This window comes from Pseudomonas sp. A6, assembly GCF_052367875.1.
GTDB lineage: Bacteria > Pseudomonadota > Gammaproteobacteria > Pseudomonadales > Pseudomonadaceae > Pseudomonas > Pseudomonas citronellolis.
On record NZ_CP198970.1, the window covers coordinates 244,328 to 261,782 of the forward strand.

The following is a 17,455-nucleotide window of genomic DNA, read 5'->3' on the forward strand; positions in this document are numbered from 1 at the left end:
CCGCCGTTCAACGCGACCTTACATCCCCTTCGAATAATCCGGCGGTATCCGTGCCACGAGCCACGGCCTCTGACTGATTGGAGATAACAACAATGATCCAACGTAGAGTTCCGCTTCGCCGCGCCCGCCGTTCAGCGGGGGTGCGCCATGTCTGATTCGAAGATCCAGCTCACCCGCGCGCTCAAGAGCCGCCACATCTTCATGCTGTCCCTCGGCGGGGTGATCGGCACCGGCCTGTTCATGGGCGCCGGCGTCACCATCAACCAGGGCGGCCCGGCCGGCGCCGTGCTGGCCTACCTGGTGGCTGGCCTGCTGATGTATCTGGTGATGGTCTGCCTGGGCGAGCTGTCGGTGCAGATGCCCGTCTCCGGCTCCTTCCAGGCCCACGCCACGCGCTTCATCGGCCCGGCCACCGGGTTCATGATCGGCTGGGTGTACTGGATGAGCTGGGCCTCCACCGTCGGCCTGGAGTTCACCGCCGCCGGCATGCTGATGACGCGCTGGTTCCCCGAGGTGCCGATCTGGCTCTGGTCGGGCTTCTTCGTGGTCGTGCTGTTCTCCCTCAACGCCCTGGCCACCCGCGCCTTCGGCGAGGCCGAGTACTGGTTCGCCGGGATCAAGGTGGCGGCCATCCTCGCCTTCATCATCGTCGGCGTGCTGGTGATCTTCGGCGGCATCCACCTCAACGACGGCGCACCGGCCCCCATGCTGAACAACCTGGTCGGCGACAGCCTGTTCCCCAACGGCCTGTCGGCGGTGTTCGCGGTGATGATGACGGTGGTCTACGCCTTCCAGGGCTGCGAGATCATGGGCGTCGCCGCCGGCGAGACCGACCAGCCGGAGAAGAGCATCCCCCGCGCCGTGCGCAACGTGGTGTTCCGCGTGCTGATCTTCTACGTGCTGGCGATCATCGTGCTGGCCGCCATCGTCCCCTGGCAGCAGGCCGGGCTGGTGGAAAGCCCGTTCGTGCAGGTGTTCGACATGGTCGGCATCCCCTACGCGGCGGACCTGATGAACTTCGTCATCCTCACCGCCATCCTCTCGGTGGGCAACTCCGGCCTGTACGCTTCCACCCGCATCCTCTGGGCCATGTCCAAGACCGGCATGGCGCCCAAGGGCCTGTCCAAGCTCAGTTCCCGCGGCGTGCCGCTGTACGCGCTGCTGATCAGCCTGGCCTTCGCCCTGCTCTCGCTGCTGACCAGCGTGGTCGCCGCCGACACCCTGTTCATGGTGCTGATGGCGGTGAGCGGCATGGCCGGCACCGTGACCTGGATCGTCATCGCCTACGCCCAGTACCGCTTCCGCCGCGAACACATGGCCAAGGGCGGCACGGTGGCCGACCTGAAATACGCCGCGCCGCTGTTCCCGCTGATCCCCCTGGCCTGCATCGCCATCTGCTGCTCGCTGTTCGTGTTCCTCGCCCTGGACCCGACCCAGCGCCCGTCGCTGTACTGGGGCTTCGGCTTCATCGCCGCCTGCTACCTGGCCTACTACGTGCTCAAGCGCAAGCGCCCGCAGGTGGTCGATGAGGCGGTGCCCAGTATCGGCTGACCCCACGAAGCCCCGCCCCGCGGGGCTTTTCGCTTTTCGGCTTCTCGTAGGAGCGAGCTTGCTCGCGAACGGATTTCCCAGCGGCTCCGCTGCCATGTGGTTCGCGAGCAAGCTCGCTCCTACGAAGAGCCCGCAGGGCCGTTTGTGCGAAGTTGTAACAAGGTCCCGGGGAAAACCCTTCCGAATCCCCACAGCCCCCGCACCGCGCGGCCTTCCCGCCGTCCGGCGAGGCGTTACAAGCCCCCCGAACGGGTGCATTGCCGTCTTGTTGAACACTTGTTTAGTATGGTGGCCAACACCGCCCTCATGCGACAACAACAACGAGGCCAGCATGACTCACGCATCCCCGCTCAGCCGGGTCCAGGACGGCATCGCCTGGATCACCCTGAACCGCCCCGAACAGCGCAATGCGCTGGACGTTCCCACGCTGAAGAACCTGCACGCGCTGCTCGATGCCTACGCCGTCGACCCGGCCGTGCGCGTCATCGTGCTGACCGGCGAGGGCCGCAGCTTCTGCGCCGGCGCCGACCTCGCCGAATGGGCCGAGGCCGAAGCCCGCGGCGAGCTGGAAACCTACGGCTGGACCGAAACCGCCCACGCCCTGATGAGTCGCCTGCACGGCCTGGACAAGCCGACCATCGCCGCGGTCAACGGCACCGCCGTCGGCGCCGGCATGGACCTCACCCTGTGCTGCGACTTCCGCATCGCCGGCGCCTCGGCGCGCTTCAAGGCCGGCTACACCGGCATGGCCTACTGCCCGGATGCCGGCGCCAGCTGGCACCTGCCGCGGCTGATCGGCGCCGAAGCGGCCAAGCGCCTGCTGTTCCTCGACGAACTGTGGAACGCCGAGCGCGCGCTGAACGCCGGGCTGGTCGGCGAAGTGGTCGCCGATGACCAACTGCAGGCCCAGGTCGGCGAATTCGCCGCGCGCCTGGCCGCCGGCCCGACCTTCGCCTTCGCCCAGACCAAGCGCCTGATCCGCGACGGCGCGAACCGCACGCTGGCCCAGCAACTGGAGGCCGAGCAGGCCGCCGGGCTGCTCTGCGGCCGCAGCGAGGACGCCGCCGAAGCCCTGCGCGCCGTGGCCGAGAAACGTTCCCCCCACTTCCAAGGCCGTTGAGCGGCGAGGTATTCCCCATGGATTTCAAACTGACCCAGGAACAGGAAATGCTCGTCGAGGCGGTCAAGGCTTTCGTCGAGAAAGAGCTGCTGCCCCACGAGGAAGAAGTCGACCGCGCCGACGCGGTGTCGCCGGAGCTCGCCGCGCAGATTCGCGGCAAGGCGCTGGCCGCCGGTTTCTATGCCTTCAACATGCCCGAGGAAGTCGGCGGCGGCGGCCTCGACTACCTGTCCCAGGCGCTGGTCGAGCGCGAGCTGTCCAAGGTCTCCTGGGCGCTGCACGTGTTCGTCGCGCGGCCGTCGAAAATCCTCATGGCCTGCAAGGGCCAGCAGGTGCAGGACTACCTGCTGCCCTGCGTGAACGGCGAGAAGATCGACTGCTTCGCCCTCACCGAGCCGGGCGCCGGCTCCGACGCCAACTCGATCAAGACCCGCGCCGTGCGCGACGGCGACGACTTCGTCATCAACGGCGCCAAGCACTTCATCAGCCACGCCGGGCACGCCGACTTCGCCATCGTCTTCGCCGTCACCGACACCTACGAGCGCAACGGCAAGAAGCGCAACGCCGTGACCGCCTTCCTGGTCGACAAGGGCACCGCCGGCATGACCGTGCGCCGCGGCCCGAAATGCGTCAGCAACAAGGGCTACCACACCTACGAAATCTTCTTCGACGACTGCCGCGTGCCGGCCTCCAAGGTCCTCGGCGAAGTCGACAAGGGCTGGGAAGTGGCCAACGCCTGGCTCACCGCCGGCCGCGTGATGGTCGCCGCCAACTGCGTCGGCCAGGCCCAGCGCGCCATGGACCTGGCCCTGCAATGGTCGGCCGACCGCAAGCAGTTCGGCCAGGCCATCGGCAGCTACCAGGGCATTTCCTTCAAGCTGGCCGACATGGCCACGCAGATCCGCGCCGCCGAGCTGATGACCCTGCACACCGCGTGGAAGATGGACCAGGGCAGCATGACCGACGGCGAGGCCGGCATGGCCAAGCTGTTCGCCAGCGAAGTGCTCGGCAAGGTCGCCGACGAGACCGTGCAGATCTTCGGCGGCATGGGCCTGATGGACGAAGGCCCGGTGGAACGCATCTGGCGCAACGCGCGCATCGAGCGCATCTGGGAAGGCACCTCGGAAATCCAGCGCCACATCATCTCCCGCGAACTGCTGCGGCCGCTGCTGCGCTGAGGTCCGGACCATGCAACGCGAAAACCTCAAGCGCCTGCTGGCGCCCCGTCACCTGGCCTTCATCGGCGGCCGCAGCATGGCCCGCGCGCTCAAGCGCTGCGCCGAGGGCGGTTTCGCCGGGCCGCTGTGGCTGGTCAACCCGCAATACGACGAACTCGAAGGCGTGCCCTGCGTGCGCGGCATCGCCGAGCTGCCCGAAGGCCCGGACGCGGTGTTCGTCGCCACCAACCGCGACCTGACCCTGAACGCGGTCGCGGAGTTGGCCGCCAAGGGCGCCGGCGGCGCCATCTGCTACGCCTCCGGCTTCGCCGAAACCGGCGCCGAGGGCCAGGCCCTGCAACAGCGCCTGCTCGATGTGGCCGGCGACATGGCCCTGCTCGGTCCCAACTGCTACGGCCTGCTCGACTACCTGCACGGCGCCGCGCTGTGGCCGGTGGCCCACGGCGGGCACATCGTCGAGAAGGGCGTGGCGGTGCTGACGCAGAGCGGCAACTTCGCCTACAACCTGTCGATGAGCGACCGCTCGCTGCCGATCGCTTACATGGCCTCGGTGGGCAACCAGGCCCAGCTGGGCGTGGCCGAGCTGATGGACGTGCTGCTCGACGAGCCGCGCGTCACCGCCATCGGCCTGCACCTGGAAGGCCTGAAGAACGTCCCCGGCTTCGCCCGCGCCGCCTACAAGGCGCTGCAGAAAGGCATCCCGGTGATCGCGCTGAAGACCGGCGTCTCGCAGATAGGCGCGGAACTGGCGCTCAGCCACACCAGCTCGCTGGCCGGCTCCGACGCGTTGTACGACGCGCTCTTCGACCGCCTCGGGGTGATCCGCGTCAGCGGCCCGGTGAGCTTCATCGAAACCCTCAAGGCCGCCGCCTGCGGCAACCTGCCGGCCGGCCCGAGCCTGGCCGCGCTGGCCTGCTCCGGCGGCGACGCCGGGCTGATCGCCGACTACGCCGAACGCAACGGCCTGCCGTTGCCCAAGCTGGTCGACGCGCAGCGCGCCGAACTGGCCCAGGTGCTGCCGGACTACGCCAACATCGCCAACCCGCTGGACTTCACCACCGCCATCTGGGGCGACGGCCCGGCGCTGGAGCGGATGCTCGACAGCGCCCTGCGCACGCCGGCCGACGCGGCTCTGCTGGTGCTCGACTACCCCGGCGAGGAAACCGGCGAGCGCCCGCAGTGCGACCTGCTGCTGGAACTGTATTGCGCGGCGCTGAAGCGCCACGACAAGGTCGGCTTCATCGCCTCGGCGCTGCCCGAACTGCTGCCGGCCCACGCCCGCGAGCTGCTGCACGGCCACGGCGTAGCCGCGTTGCAAGGTGTGGAAGACGGCCTCGCCGCCTGGGGCCGCATCGCCCACTACCGCCAGCGCCGCGACGCGCTGCTGGCCCGTGGCGAGGCGGCGCTGGTGCCGCTGTGCCCGCAGGCCATCGACGGCCAGGGCCGGCTGCTCGACGAGTGGCAGTCCAAGCAGGCGCTGAAACCCTTCGGCCTGCCGCTGCCGGCCGCCGTGCTCAGCACCCCCGGCCAGGCCCGCGAGGCCGCCGCCGACCTGGGCTATCCGCTGGTGCTCAAGGCGGTCAGCGCCGAGCTGCCGCACAAGACCGAGGCCGGCGGCGTGGCGCTGAACCTGCGCAACGAAGCGGCCCTGGAAGCGGCGCTGTTCGACATGCGCGAGAACCTGGCGAAGCACGCCCCCGGCGTGGCTTTCGACAAGGTGCTGCTGGAACGCATGGCCAGCCCGCCGCTGGCCGAGCTGATCGTCGGCATCAAGCGCGAGGTCGGCTTCGGCCTGGCCCTGGTGCTGGGCGCCGGCGGCATCCTCGTCGAGCTGCTCAAGGACAGCCGCAGCCTGCTGCTGCCGACCACCGACGCGGCCATCCGCGACGCCCTGCTGGGCCTGCGCAGTGCGCCGCTGCTCAGCGGCTTCCGCGGCCGCCCGGCGGTGGACATGGACAAGCTGGTGGACGCCATCCGCGCGGTCGCCGACTACGCCTGCGAGCACGCCGACGGCCTGCTGGAACTGGACGTCAACCCGCTGCTGGTGAACGCCGAAGGCGCCGTGGCGGTGGATGCGCTCATACGGCTGGCCGACGCCTGAGGACCTGAAGGGGAACACGAACGCTCCCCTCTCCCTTCAGGGAGAGGGGCTGGGGGAGAGGGTGGCGGGCCGACGCACCGATGCGGCCGGCGAAGAGCCCCTCTCCCCAGCCCTCTCCCGCAAGCGGGAGAGGGGGCAAGAGCGCTACGGCGCGAACGGCGATCACACACGTCGCCGGACAGACGAGGATTTGCCCATGCAACAACAGAAGACCCTCACCGGCGGCCAGGCCCTGGTCCGCCTGCTGGCCAACTACGGCGTCGACACCGTGTTCGGCATCCCCGGCGTGCACACCCTGGAGCTGTACCGCGGCCTGCCCGGCAGCGGCATCCGCCATGTGCTCACCCGCCACGAGCAGGGCGCCGGCTTCATGGCCGACGGCTACGCCCGCGTCAGCGGCAAGCCCGGCGTGGCCTTCATCATCACCGGCCCGGGCGTCACCAACGCCGCCACCGCCATCGGCCAGGCCTACGCCGACTCCATCCCGCTGCTGGTGATCTCCAGCGTCAACCACACCGCCAGCCTGGGCAAGGGCTGGGGCTGCCTGCACGAGACCCAGGACCAGCGCGCCATGACCGCGCCGATCACCGCGTTCTCGGCGGTCGCCCTGACCCCGGAAGATTTGCCCGAGCTGATCGCCCGCGCCTACGCGGTGTTCGACAGCGAGCGCCCGCGCCCGGTGCACATCTCGGTGCCGCTGGACGTGCTCGCCGCGCCCATCGCCCGCGACTGGACCCACGAAGTGGTGCGCCGCGCCGGCCGTGGCCAGCCCGCCGCCGACGCGCTGCGCCAGGCTGTGGATAAGCTCGCCGCGGCCAAGCGGCCGATGATTATCGCCGGCGGCGGCGCGTTGCATGCCGCCGACGCCCTGGCCGCGCTCAGCGAACGCCTGGCAGCGCCGCTGTTCACCAGCGTCGCCGGCAAGGGCCTGCTGGCCCCGGAAGCGCCGCTGGCTGCCGGCGCCACCCTGTGCACCCAGGCCGGCTGGGACATGATCGCCGAGGCCGACGTGGTGCTGGCCATCGGCACCGAGATGGCCGACACCGACTACTGGCGCGAGCGCCTGCCGCTGGGCGGCGAGCTGATCCGCGTCGACGTCGACTCGCGCAAGTTCAACGACTTCTACCCCAGCGCCGTGGCTTTGCTGGGCGACTCGAAAGCCACCGCCGAAGCGCTGCTCGCCGCGCTGCCGGCCGCCAAGCGCGACGCCGGCAGCGCCATCGACCGCGTCGCCCAGCTGCGCCAGCAACTCGATGCCAGCCACGCGCCGCTGCAGCTTATCCACAAGGCGATCCTCGAACGCATCGCCAAGGCGCTGCCGGCCAACGCCTTCATCGCCAGCGACATGACCCAGCTGGCCTACACCGCCAACTACCTGTACCCCAGCCAGGCGCCGCGCGGCTGGCTGCACCCCACCGGCTACGGCACCCTCGGCTACGGCGTGCCGGCCGGCATCGGCGCCAAGTTCGGCGCGCCGGAGCGCCCCGGCCTGGTGCTGGTGGGCGACGGCGGCTTCCTCTACACCGCGCAGGAACTGGCCACTGCCACCGAGGAGCTGGACAGCCCGCTGGTGGTGGTGCTGTGGAACAACGACGCCCTCGGGCAGATCCGCGACGACATGCTCGGCCTGGATATCGAGCCGGTCGGCGTGCTGCCGCGCAACCCGGACTTCGCCCTGCTCGGCCGCGCCTACGGCTGCGAGATGCGCCAGCCGCAGAGCCTGGACGAGCTGGAGCGCGACCTGCGCGAAGGCTTCGCCCACCCCGGCGTGACCCTGATCGAGCTGAAACACGCCTGCGCGAAGTAGGCCCCGTTGCACCCGCCGGGGCGCAGGCCCCGGCGCATTGAAGGACTCCCCGTCATGCGCTTCTCGAACCTCACCCAACGCATCGCCGGCGACGGCGCCGCCGCCTGGGACATCCACTACCGCGCCCTGGCGCGCCTGGAGCAGGGCGACGACGTCCTGCTGCTGTCGGTGGGCGACCCCGACTTCGACACCCCGGCGCCCATCGTGCAGTCGGCCATCGACAGCCTGCTGGCCGGCAACACCCACTACTCCGACGTGCGCGGCAAGCGCAACCTGCGCGAGGCCATCGCCCGCCGCCACACGCAGCGCAGCGGCCAGGCGGTCGGCGAGCACAACGTGGTGGTCCTGGCCGGCGCGCAATGCGCGCTCTATGCGGTCGCCCAATGCCTGCTGAACCCGGGCGACGAGGTGATAGTCGCCGAGCCCATGTACGTCACCTACGAAGCGGTGTTCGGCGCCTGCGGGGCCAAGGTGGTGCCGGTGTCGGTGCGTTCCGAGCACGGCTTCCGCGTGCAGGCCGAGGACGTCGCCAGGCTGGTCACCCCGCGCACCCGTGCCATCGCCATCAACAGCCCGCACAACCCCTCCGGCGCCAGCCTGCCGCGCGCCACCTGGGAAGCCCTGTCGCGGCTGTGCATCGAACACGACCTGTGGATGATTTCCGACGAGGTCTACAGCGAACTGATCTTCGACGGCGAACACATCAGCCCGGCCAGCCTGCCGGGCATGGCCGAGCGCACCGCGACCCTCAACAGCCTGTCCAAGTCCCACGCCATGACCGGCTGGCGGGTGGGCTGGGTGGTCGGCCCGCAGGACCTCTGCGGCCACCTGGAAAACCTCGCCCTGTGCATGCTCTACGGCTCGCCGGACTTCGTCCAGGACGCCGCCTGCACCGCGCTGGAAGCCCAGCTGCCGGAGCTGGAGGCGATGCGCGAGGCCTACCGCCAGCGCCGTGATCTGGTCCTCGACTGCCTCGCCGATTGCGTTGGCCTGCGCGCCCTGCGCCCGGACGGCGGCATGTTCGTGATGGTCGACATCCGTCCCACCGGCCTTTCCGCCCAGGACTTCGCCGACCTGCTGCTGGACCGCCACGGCGTCTCGGTGCTGGCCGGCGAAGCCTTCGGCCCCAGCGCCGCCGGGCACATCCGCCTGGGCCTGGTGCTCGGCGCCGAGCCGCTGCGCGAAGCCTGCCGACGCATCGCCCTGTGCGCCGCCGAACTGCTCAAGGAGAAGCGCTATGCATGACCGCCTGCAGCTGTACATCGACGGCGCCTGGGTAGCGCCGCAAGGGCAGGGCCTGGCCGAGGTGCAGAACCCGGCCACGGAACAGACCATCGGCCGCGTGCCGCTGGGCGCCGAGGCCGACGTGAACCGCGCGGTGGAAGCCGCGCGGCGCGCCTTCCCGGCCTGGTCGCGGACGCCTTCCAGCGTGCGCGCCGGCTACATCCGCGCCCTGGCCGAGCAGCTGCGGGCGCGGGCCGACGAGATGGCCGCGCTGATCACCGCCGAGCTGGGCATGCCGGTGCAGTGGTGCCGCATGGTGCAGGTCGACGGGCCTATCGAGGGCCTGGAAAGCTACGCCCCGCTGGCGGCGCACATGGACGAAGTGCGCGAGGTCGGCAACTCGCTGATCGTCAAGGAAGCGGTGGGCGTGTGCGCCTTCATCAATCCCTGGAACTACCCGCTGCATCAGCTGATCGGCAAGCTCGCTCCGGCACTGGCCGCCGGCTGCACGGTGGTGGTGAAGCCGAGCCAGGACACCCCGCTGCACGCCTTCCTGCTGGCCGAGATGATCGACGCCATCGGCCTGCCGGCCGGCGTCTTCAACCTGGTCAGCGGCCCCGGCTCGAAGGTCGGCGAGGCGCTGGCGCGGCATCCGGACGTGGACATGGTGTCCTTCACCGGCTCGACCACGGCGGGCATCCGCGTTTCCGAAGCGGCGGCGCCGACGGTCAAGCGCGTGTGCCTGGAGCTGGGCGGCAAGTCGCCGTTCCTGATCACCGCCGACGCCGACCTGGCGGCCGCCGTGCGCCACGGCGTGCAGGACGTGATGATCAACTCCGGGCAGACCTGCACCGCGCTGACGCGCATGCTGCTGCCGGCCAGCCGCTACGCCGAGGCTCTGGAAATCGCCCGCGCCGAGACCGAGGCGCTGAAGCTGGGCGACCCGCTCGACGCCGACAGCTTCCTCGGCCCGATGTGCTCGGCCGGCCAGCGCCGCACCGTGCTGGATTACATCCGCATCGGCCAGGAGGAGGGCGCGCGCCTGCTCTGCGGCGGCGCCGAACGGCCGTCCGGCCTGGAGCGCGGCCACTACGTGCAGCCGACGCTGTTCGCCGACGTGAACAATTCGATGCGCATCGCCCGCGAGGAAATCTTCGGCCCGGTGCTGTGCCTGATCCCCTACGCCGACGAGGCCGAAGCGCTGCAGATCGCCAACGATTCGCCGTTCGGCCTGTCCAGCGCGGTCTGGGCCGGCGAGCGCGAGGATGGCCTGCGCCTCGCCCGGCAGATGCGCGCCGGCCAATGCTTCGTCAACGGCGGCGCGTTCAACTACCGCGCGCCCTTCGGCGGCTACAAGCAGTCCGGCAACGGCCGCGAGTGGGGCGAGGAAGGTTTGGCGGAGTTCGTCGAACACAAGGCCATTCAACTCTGAGAGCTGCCTGAAGAGCGCCCTCTCCCCAGCCCTCTCCCGCAAGCGGGAGAGGGGGCAAAAGCGCTTCGGTGCTACCGGCGGGAGAGGGCGCTGCAGGATGAACACGAACGCCCCCTCTCCCTTCAGGGAGAGGGCTGGGGAGAGGGTGCTGAGCCAGTACGCCAATCCGCCAAGTAGCGCTTTTCTAGCCAGGAATCCACATGAACGTACTGATCATCCACGCCCACAACGAACCCCAGTCCTTCAGCACCGCGCTCTACCAACTGGCCGAGGAAACCCTCAAGGGCCAGGGCCACGAAGTACAAGTCTCCGACCTCTACGCGATGAACTGGAACCCGGTGGCCAGCGCCGCCGACTTCGGCGCCCGCGCCAACCCGGACTACCTGGTCTACGCCCTGGAACAGCGCGAAGGCGCCAAGGCCATGACCATCGCCACCGACATCCAGGCCGAGCTGGACAAGCTGCTCTGGGCGGACCTGGTGATCTTCAACTTCCCGATCTACTGGTTCTCCGCCCCGGCCATCCTCAAGGGCTGGTTCGACCGCGTGCTGGTCTCGGGCATCTGCTACGGTGGCAAGCGCTTCTACGACCAGGGCGGCCTGGCCGGCAAGAAGGCGCTGGTGACGGTGACCCTCGGCGGGCGCGACCACATGTTCGGCGAAGGCGCCATCCACGGCCCGCTGGAAGACATGCTGCGGCCGATCCTGCGCGGCACCCTGGCCTATACCGGCATGAGCGTGCTGCCGCCCTTCGTCGCCTGGCACGTGCCCTACATCAGCAACGACGCGCGCCAGGACTTCCTGCGCCAGTACCAGGACCGCCTGCAGCATCTGGATCAGGACCAGCCCCTGGAATTCCCGCGCCTGGAGCAGTTCGACGAACGCCTCTACCCGCTGCCGCGCTGAGCGGCGCGTCGGCACCGTACTGAAACCTCGTCATTCCCTCGAACGCGGGAACCCAGTGGCTGATGTTCGCGCTGGAAGTCGCTGGTTCCCCGCGTTCGCGGGGATGACGGGAGGGGCTCGGTGCTCCAGGGTTCTCTACCCGCTGCTGCGCTGAGCGGCGTTCCGGCACCGTACTTAAACCTCGTCATTCCCGCGAACGCGGGAACCCAGTGGCTGATGTTCGCGGTGGAAGTCGCTGGTTCCCCGCGTTCGCGGGGATGACGGGAGGGGGGCTCGGTGCTCTAGGGTTCTCTACCTGCTGCCGCGCTGAACGGCGCGTCGGCACCGTACTGAAACCTCGTCATTCCCGCGAACGCGGGAACCCAGTGGCTGACGTTCGCGGTGGAAGTCGCTGGTTCCCCGCGTTCGCGGGGATGACGGGATAGGGAAGCGGCGCTCCAGGGTTCGCGAGCAAGCTCGCTCCTACGGTTCGATGCACTCACCCCGAACGAAAAAAGGCGCACATCAATCAAGACGTGCGCCTTTGGAGGAAAAGGGCAGCCGCTGCAGCGGGGTATGCGCGGGGGAGTGTTGGCAAGCGGCTGGTGTGCCGGGTGCCAGACGATGGGCCTGATGGACCCATCGCTGCTGCAGCGACCTGGTTGCCACTATACCCGGCAACTGTCGCGGGAAAATGACCCTATACTGCGATTCAGTTTTGCAGACGGGGCAACAGTGGACACTTTACATGCGATGCGGGTCTTCGCCCGCGTGGTCGATGCCGGCAGCTTCACCGCCGCCGCCAATGCCCTGGGCCTGTCGACCGCCCAGGTCTCCCGCGTGGTCTCGGACCTGGAGGCCTTCCTGCAGGCGCGCCTGTTGCACCGCACCACCCGGCGCCTGGCGCTGACCGAGACCGGCGAGCGCTACCTGCAGCGCTGCCGGGAAATCCTCCTCGACGTCGAAGAAGCCGAAGCCGAGGCCAACGGCGCGCACCTGCGCCCGCGCGGCCGGCTGCGGGTGCACTCGCTGACCGGGCTCGGCCAGCAGCATCTCATCCCGCTGATCTCGCGCTACTGCCAGCAGCACCCCGAGGTCTACATCGAGCTGACCCTGGCCCAGCGCCAGCCGGACATCCTCGAAGAAGGCCAGGACGTGGTCATCACCCGCGACCGCGAGTTGCCCGACTCCGAATACGTCGCCCAGACCCTCGGCAGCATCTACAGCGTGCTCTGCGCCAGCCCCGGCTACCTGGCCGAGCGCGGCACCCCGCGCGCCATCGAGGACCTGCGCGAGCACCGCTGCCTGCGCCTGCAGGACCCGACCTTCCCGGAAGGCTGGGCCTTCGAGGAAGACAACGAGGCGAGCGTGATCCGCCCGCGCGACACCTTCATGGTCAACGTCGCCGAGGCTCTGGCCGGGGCCGCCCGCGCCGGCATGGGCATCTGCCTGCTGCCCAGCTACGTGGCCGCGCCGGCGCTGCGCCAGGGCGAACTGGTGCGCGTGCTGCCCGAGCGCAGCCTGCACGGGCGGCAGATCTTCGCGCTCTACCCGTCGCGGCGCTTCCTCGACGCCAAGATCCGCACCTGGGTGGAGTTCCTCAAGGAAGAGCTGCCCAAGGTGTTCGACGCCGACGAACAGGTGATGAACGATCCCGCGCACTGGGCCTGAAAGCGGATTGTTGCTTTTTAGGCAATGGTTTATTGGTGCGCCGGCTATTTTTCCACCTGTCACCGAGTCGTAACCTTTGCATCGCCCCCACTGAGCGGGGCCAATCAAAGGTTCGAAAATCATGTCCCGTAAACTTGTTGTTGCTGCCCTGCTGTCCGTTTGCTCGCTGTCCTTCGTGCAACTGAGCTTCGCCGAAGAGTCCCGACTGATGACCGACAAGATGGTGAAAGCCAACGAGGCCGCCATCGCCGCTGCCCAGCAGGCCTCCGACGCCGAGCGTACCGCCGGCAAGGCCGCTGCCCAGTCCAACGCCGATTCCTGATCGGCGTTACTTTCCCCCGGGAAGCCCGGAGCGTGAGCCGGTATTCCCAATGCCTTGCGCCGCATACGAAATGCGGCGTTTTTTTATCCCGGCGGGGGCGGCCATTCTTTCATTTTCTGAAAAAGTCTTTCGCCGTCTTCGCGCTTTATCGGAAATAAATAGGTCAATAGACTTGTCTTTATCTGCCGGGCTCTCCCGGCAGGCCCGACACGATCAGCCTGATGTGTCACCGAGGGGCGGTGACTGCGAACTTCCGCCCCTCACGCCAGCCGGTTCCTCCAACGCCGACTGGCTTTGCTTCCCGACGCCGATATCCGATTGCTCCAATCGACGTCTTCTTTCCGGCCGCTGCACTCAGCGGCCGTTTTTTTGCCCGGAAAAAACCTTCCTGCCCAACGGCCCGCCCTAGAGCGGCCGGGTTGTCGGCGCGGCGGAAATGTAGTGAATCGAACACAAACAAAGTATTTGCAATAATTTGAAATATTCACTACAAGACCAGGCACAACCTCCAAGGGAGCTGCCATGTCCAGCCTCAAAGACCGCCTGGCCGCGCCGGACGTCGCCCTGACGCCGGCCGAGCGCAAGGTGCTGCGTGCCCTGCTCGACGACTACCCGCGCCTGGGCCTGGGCCCCATGGCGCGCCTGGCGCGGCAGGCGGGGGTCAGCGACCCGACCATCCTGCGCCTGGTGAAGAAGCTCGGCTTCGCCGGCTACGGCGAGTTCCAGGACGCCCTGCTGATCGAGGTGGACGACCGCCTGCGCTCGCCGCGCACCCTGCTCGCCGAACGCCGCGAGCGCATGGAGCACGACGACCCCTGGTCGAGCTACCTGGCCGACGCCTCGGACAAGCTGCAGCACACCCTGAACCTGACCCGCGCCGACGACATCCGCCTGCTCGGCGACTGGCTGCTCGACCCGCGCCTGCGCCTGTTCTGCCACGGTGGGCGCTTCAGCCGCTTCCTCGCCGGCTACCTGGTCACCCACCTGCGCCTGCTGCGCGGCGGCTGCCTGTGGCTGGACGACGGCATGGCGCTGCCCGACCTGCTGCACGACATGGACCGCCAGTCGCTGCTGGTGCTGTTCGACTACCGCCGCTACCAGGCCCAGGCCCAGCTCGTCGCGCAGACCGCCAAGGCCCGCGGCGCGCGGGTGGTGCTGTTCACCGACATCTACGCCTCGCCGCTGCGCGAGCTGGCCGACCTGATCGTCAGCGCGCCGGTGGAATCTCCCTCGCCGTTCGACTCGCTGGTGCCGGCCATGGCCCAGGTCGAGGCGCTCATCGCCAGCCTGGTAGCGCGCAGCGACAGCCAGCTCGACGAACGCCTGGACGGCATCGACCAACTGCGCGCCGCGTTCAACGCCCATCTGCTCGAGGAATGACCATGTTCAGCCTGCCCCACCCGTCGCCCCGCGACCTGCCGTACCGCCGCGGCGAAACCGCCATCCTCTTCGTCGACATGCAGAACGCCTGGGTCATCCCCGGCCGCGACGCCCACATCGACGCGGACAAGGCCCGCTACTTCTATGAGCGCGTGCAGAACCAGGTCATCCCCAACCAGCAGCGCCTGCTGGCGGCCATGCGCGGCGCCGGGCAGAACGTGCTGCACACCATCATCGAAAGCCTCACCGCCGACGGCCGCGACCGCTCCCTGGACCACAAGCTGTCGGACATGCACCTGCCCAAGGGCCACCCCGACGCCCAGGTGATCGATGCGCTGGCGCCGGCCGAGAACGAAATCGTCCTGCCCAAGACCTCGTCCGGGGTCTTCAACTCCACCGCCATCGACTACGTGCTGCGCAACCTCGACGTGCGCCACCTGATCGTCTGCGGCGTGGTCACCGACCAGTGCGTGGACATGGCCGTGCGCGACGCCGCCGACCGCGGCTACCTGGTGACCCTGGTCGAGGACGCCTGCGCCACCCACACCGCCGAGCGCCACCAGGCCTGCCTGGAAGCCATCAAGGGCTATTGCTGGATCGCCGACACCGACGCGGTGCTGGCGCGTATCGCCGACCTCGCCTGACCGCGGAGCACGCCATGAGCCAAGCCACCGGGCCGCTGCACCTGAGCAGCTTCGTCACCACCGACCTCGCCGGCGTCACCCGCGGCCGCTCGCTGCCGGCCGCCGCGGTCGCCGAGCAACTGGCCAGCGGCTGCGGCTGGGTGCCGGCGAACAGCGCGCTGACGCCGCAGGACATCATCGCCGACGACAACCCCTGGGGCAGCCACGGCGACCTGCGCCTGCTGCCCGACCCGCAGGCGCGCCTGTACCTGGAGCAGGGCCCGGACCCGCTGGCGCCGCCGCTGGACTACTACCACGGCGACCTGGTGGAGACCGACGGCACGCCCTGGCCGGTGTGCCCGCGCACCCTGCTGCGCGAGGAGATCGCCCGCTACCGCGAGCTGGGCCTGCAGGTCACCGCCGCCTTCGAACACGAATTCACCCTGCTCGGCCTGCCCGAGGGCCCGGGCGGCGCCTTCTCGCTGCAGGCCCAGCGCGCCGCCGGCAACTTCCCCGGCTGGCTGATGGCGGCACTGGAGCGTACCGGCGCCGAACCGGAGATGTTCCTCCCCGAATACGGCCGCCGCCAGTACGAGGTGACCTGCCGCCCGACCCAGGGCGTGGCCGCCGCCGACCGCGCGGTGAACGTGCGCGAGCTGACCCGCGAGATCGCCCGGCAGATGGGCCTGGGCACCTGCTTCTCGCCGCTGCGCGCGCCGGGCGAAGTCACCAACGGCGTGCACCTGCACCTGAGCCTGCAGAGCCTCGACGGCGCCCCGCTGTTCTACGATGCCGAGCAGCCGGACAACCTCTCGCAGACTGCGCGGCACTGGGCCGCCGGTGTGCTGCGCCACCTGCCGGCGCTGTGCGCGCTGAGCGCGCCGACGGCGGTTTCCTACCTGCGCCTGAAGCCGCACCACTGGAGCGCCGCCTACGCCTGCCTGGGCCTGCGCAACCGCGAGGCGGCGCTGCGCATCTGCCCGGTGGTGAGCCTTGGCGGCAAGCCGCTGGCGCGCCAGTTCAACCTGGAATTCCGCCCGATGGACGCCACCGCCTCGCCGCACCTGGCCATGGCCGCGGTGCTCATCGCCGGCCGCCTGGGCCTGCAGGAGCGCCTGGCATTGAGCGCGGTCACCGACGTCGACCCGGACTCGCTGGGCGCCGCCGAGCGCGAAGCTCTCGGCATCCGCGCGCTGCCCGGCTCGCTGGAAGAAGCCCTGCAACTGCTGATGGACGATCACACGCTCTGCGCGCAGCTGCCGCCGGCGCTGCTGCAGACCTACTTCGCCATGAAGCGCCAGGAACTGGCGCTGACCCGCGACCTCACCGACGACCAGGTGTGCCAACGCTATGCCAGCCTCTACTGAAAGCGGAATCTACCGCGAGCCGCCGTTCCGCCTGCTAAACCCGCAGGGCAAGAGCCCGGTGCTGCTGGTCTGCGAGCACGCCAGCCGCTACATCCCGGCGGAACTGGCGCAGCTCGGCCTCGACGACGCCGCGGCGCAGGAGCACATCGCCTGGGACATCGGCGCCCTGGCCCTGGCCGAAGCACTGGCCGAGCGCCTCGACGCGCCGCTGCTGGCGGCCGGCTACTCGCGCCTGCTGATCGACCTGAACCGCCCGCTGGCGGCGCCGGACAGCATTCCCGAGCACAGCGAGGTCTACCCCATCCCCGGCAACCTGGGGCTGGGCGAGGCGAACCGCCGGGAACGCCAGGCGCGCCTGTTCGAACCCTTCCACCGAGCCCTGGCCGAGCTGATCGACCAGCGCCAGGCGGCCGGGCAGCCGACGCGCATCGTCGGCGTGCACAGCTTCACCCCGAGCTACCGCGGCGTGCCGCGGCCGTGGATCGCCGGCGTGCTCTATGGCCGCGCCGAAGGCTATGCACAGCGGATAGTCAACGGCCTGCGCCAGGGCGGCGGCGAGATCGGCGCCAACCAGCCCTACGACATCGACCCGGCCGAGGACATGACCGTGCCGGTGCACGGCGACGAGCGCGGCCTCGACGCCGTGCTCCTGGAAATCCGCAACGACGGTTTGCGCGAAGCCGCCGCCGTCCAGGCCTGGGCCGAGCGCCTGGCGCCCTGGCTGTAAGCCCAAGAACAAGAAACGCCGTCGCGCTCGCGGCGCAGACAACAACGACAAAGCTGCCGAATCGAGAG

13 protein-coding genes and 1 pseudogene are annotated in these 17,455 nt (G+C 69.4%); all 14 read left to right on the forward strand.

Annotated elements, in window-relative coordinates; translation table 11 throughout:
• Positions 1 to 147: 147 nt before the first annotated feature.
• The 14 genes and pseudogenes from ACTWJ5_RS01085 (at position 148) to ACTWJ5_RS01150 (ending at position 17,387) form a co-directional block, all read left to right on the forward strand.
• The gene (locus tag ACTWJ5_RS01085) at positions 148 to 1,551 is read left to right on the forward strand and encodes an amino acid permease (RefSeq protein WP_444437303.1); all 1,404 of its coding nucleotides are present in this window, start codon (positions 148 to 150) and stop codon (positions 1,549 to 1,551) included.
• A 331-nt stretch (positions 1,552 to 1,882) separates the two neighbouring features.
• Positions 1,883 to 2,671, forward strand: a complete 789-nt coding sequence (locus ACTWJ5_RS01090) for an enoyl-CoA hydratase/isomerase family protein (protein WP_444437304.1) — start codon at positions 1,883 to 1,885, stop codon at positions 2,669 to 2,671.
• A 17-nt stretch (positions 2,672 to 2,688) separates the two neighbouring features.
• The gene (locus ACTWJ5_RS01095) at positions 2,689 to 3,849 is read left to right on the forward strand and encodes an acyl-CoA dehydrogenase family protein (protein ID WP_074980578.1); all 1,161 of its coding nucleotides are present in this window, start codon (positions 2,689 to 2,691) and stop codon (positions 3,847 to 3,849) included.
• Positions 3,850 to 3,859: 10 nt separating this feature from the next.
• Positions 3,860 to 5,950, forward strand: a complete 2,091-nt coding sequence (locus ACTWJ5_RS01100; RefSeq protein WP_444437305.1) for an acetate--CoA ligase family protein — start codon at positions 3,860 to 3,862, stop codon at positions 5,948 to 5,950.
• 132 nt (positions 5,951 to 6,082) lie between these two features.
• Positions 6,083 to 7,757: pseudogene (locus ACTWJ5_RS01105) on the forward strand (5-guanidino-2-oxopentanoate decarboxylase); the annotation flags it as partial.
• 54 nt (positions 7,758 to 7,811) lie between these two features.
• Positions 7,812 to 9,002, forward strand: coding sequence for a pyridoxal phosphate-dependent aminotransferase (locus ACTWJ5_RS01110; RefSeq protein WP_444437306.1), 1,191 nt, complete (start codon positions 7,812 to 7,814; stop codon positions 9,000 to 9,002).
• On the forward strand, positions 8,995 to 10,413 hold the full coding sequence (locus ACTWJ5_RS01115) for an aldehyde dehydrogenase family protein (RefSeq protein ID WP_444437307.1): 1,419 nt from the start codon (positions 8,995 to 8,997) through the stop codon (positions 10,411 to 10,413). Before ACTWJ5_RS01110 ends, ACTWJ5_RS01115 begins: the two co-directional genes overlap by 8 nt.
• 200 nt (positions 10,414 to 10,613) lie before the next feature.
• Positions 10,614 to 11,318: an NAD(P)H-dependent oxidoreductase gene (locus ACTWJ5_RS01120; RefSeq protein ID WP_444437308.1), complete on the forward strand. Its 705-nt coding sequence runs from the start codon at positions 10,614 to 10,616 to the stop codon at positions 11,316 to 11,318.
• A 714-nt stretch (positions 11,319 to 12,032) separates the two neighbouring features.
• Entirely contained in the window at positions 12,033 to 12,968 is a 936-nt protein-coding gene (locus tag ACTWJ5_RS01125; RefSeq protein WP_249918174.1) for a LysR family transcriptional regulator, read from the forward strand.
• Positions 12,969 to 13,089: 121 nt separating this feature from the next.
• On the forward strand, positions 13,090 to 13,290 hold the full coding sequence (locus ACTWJ5_RS01130) for a hypothetical protein (protein ID WP_009614826.1): 201 nt from the start codon (positions 13,090 to 13,092) through the stop codon (positions 13,288 to 13,290).
• 522 nt (positions 13,291 to 13,812) lie between these two features.
• Positions 13,813 to 14,670, forward strand: a complete 858-nt coding sequence (locus ACTWJ5_RS01135) for a MurR/RpiR family transcriptional regulator (protein WP_043269847.1) — start codon at positions 13,813 to 13,815, stop codon at positions 14,668 to 14,670.
• Positions 14,671 to 14,672: 2 nt separating this feature from the next.
• Entirely contained in the window at positions 14,673 to 15,314 is a 642-nt protein-coding gene (locus ACTWJ5_RS01140; protein ID WP_444437309.1) for an isochorismatase family cysteine hydrolase, read from the forward strand.
• 14 nt (positions 15,315 to 15,328) lie between these two features.
• Positions 15,329 to 16,660, forward strand: a complete 1,332-nt coding sequence (locus ACTWJ5_RS01145) for a glutamine synthetase (RefSeq protein ID WP_444437310.1) — start codon at positions 15,329 to 15,331, stop codon at positions 16,658 to 16,660.
• Positions 16,644 to 17,387 (forward strand): N-formylglutamate amidohydrolase, encoded by a 744-nt coding sequence (locus tag ACTWJ5_RS01150; protein WP_444437311.1) that lies wholly within the window; start codon positions 16,644 to 16,646, stop codon positions 17,385 to 17,387. Before ACTWJ5_RS01145 ends, ACTWJ5_RS01150 begins: the two co-directional genes overlap by 17 nt.
• Positions 17,388 to 17,455 lie beyond the last annotated feature (68 nt).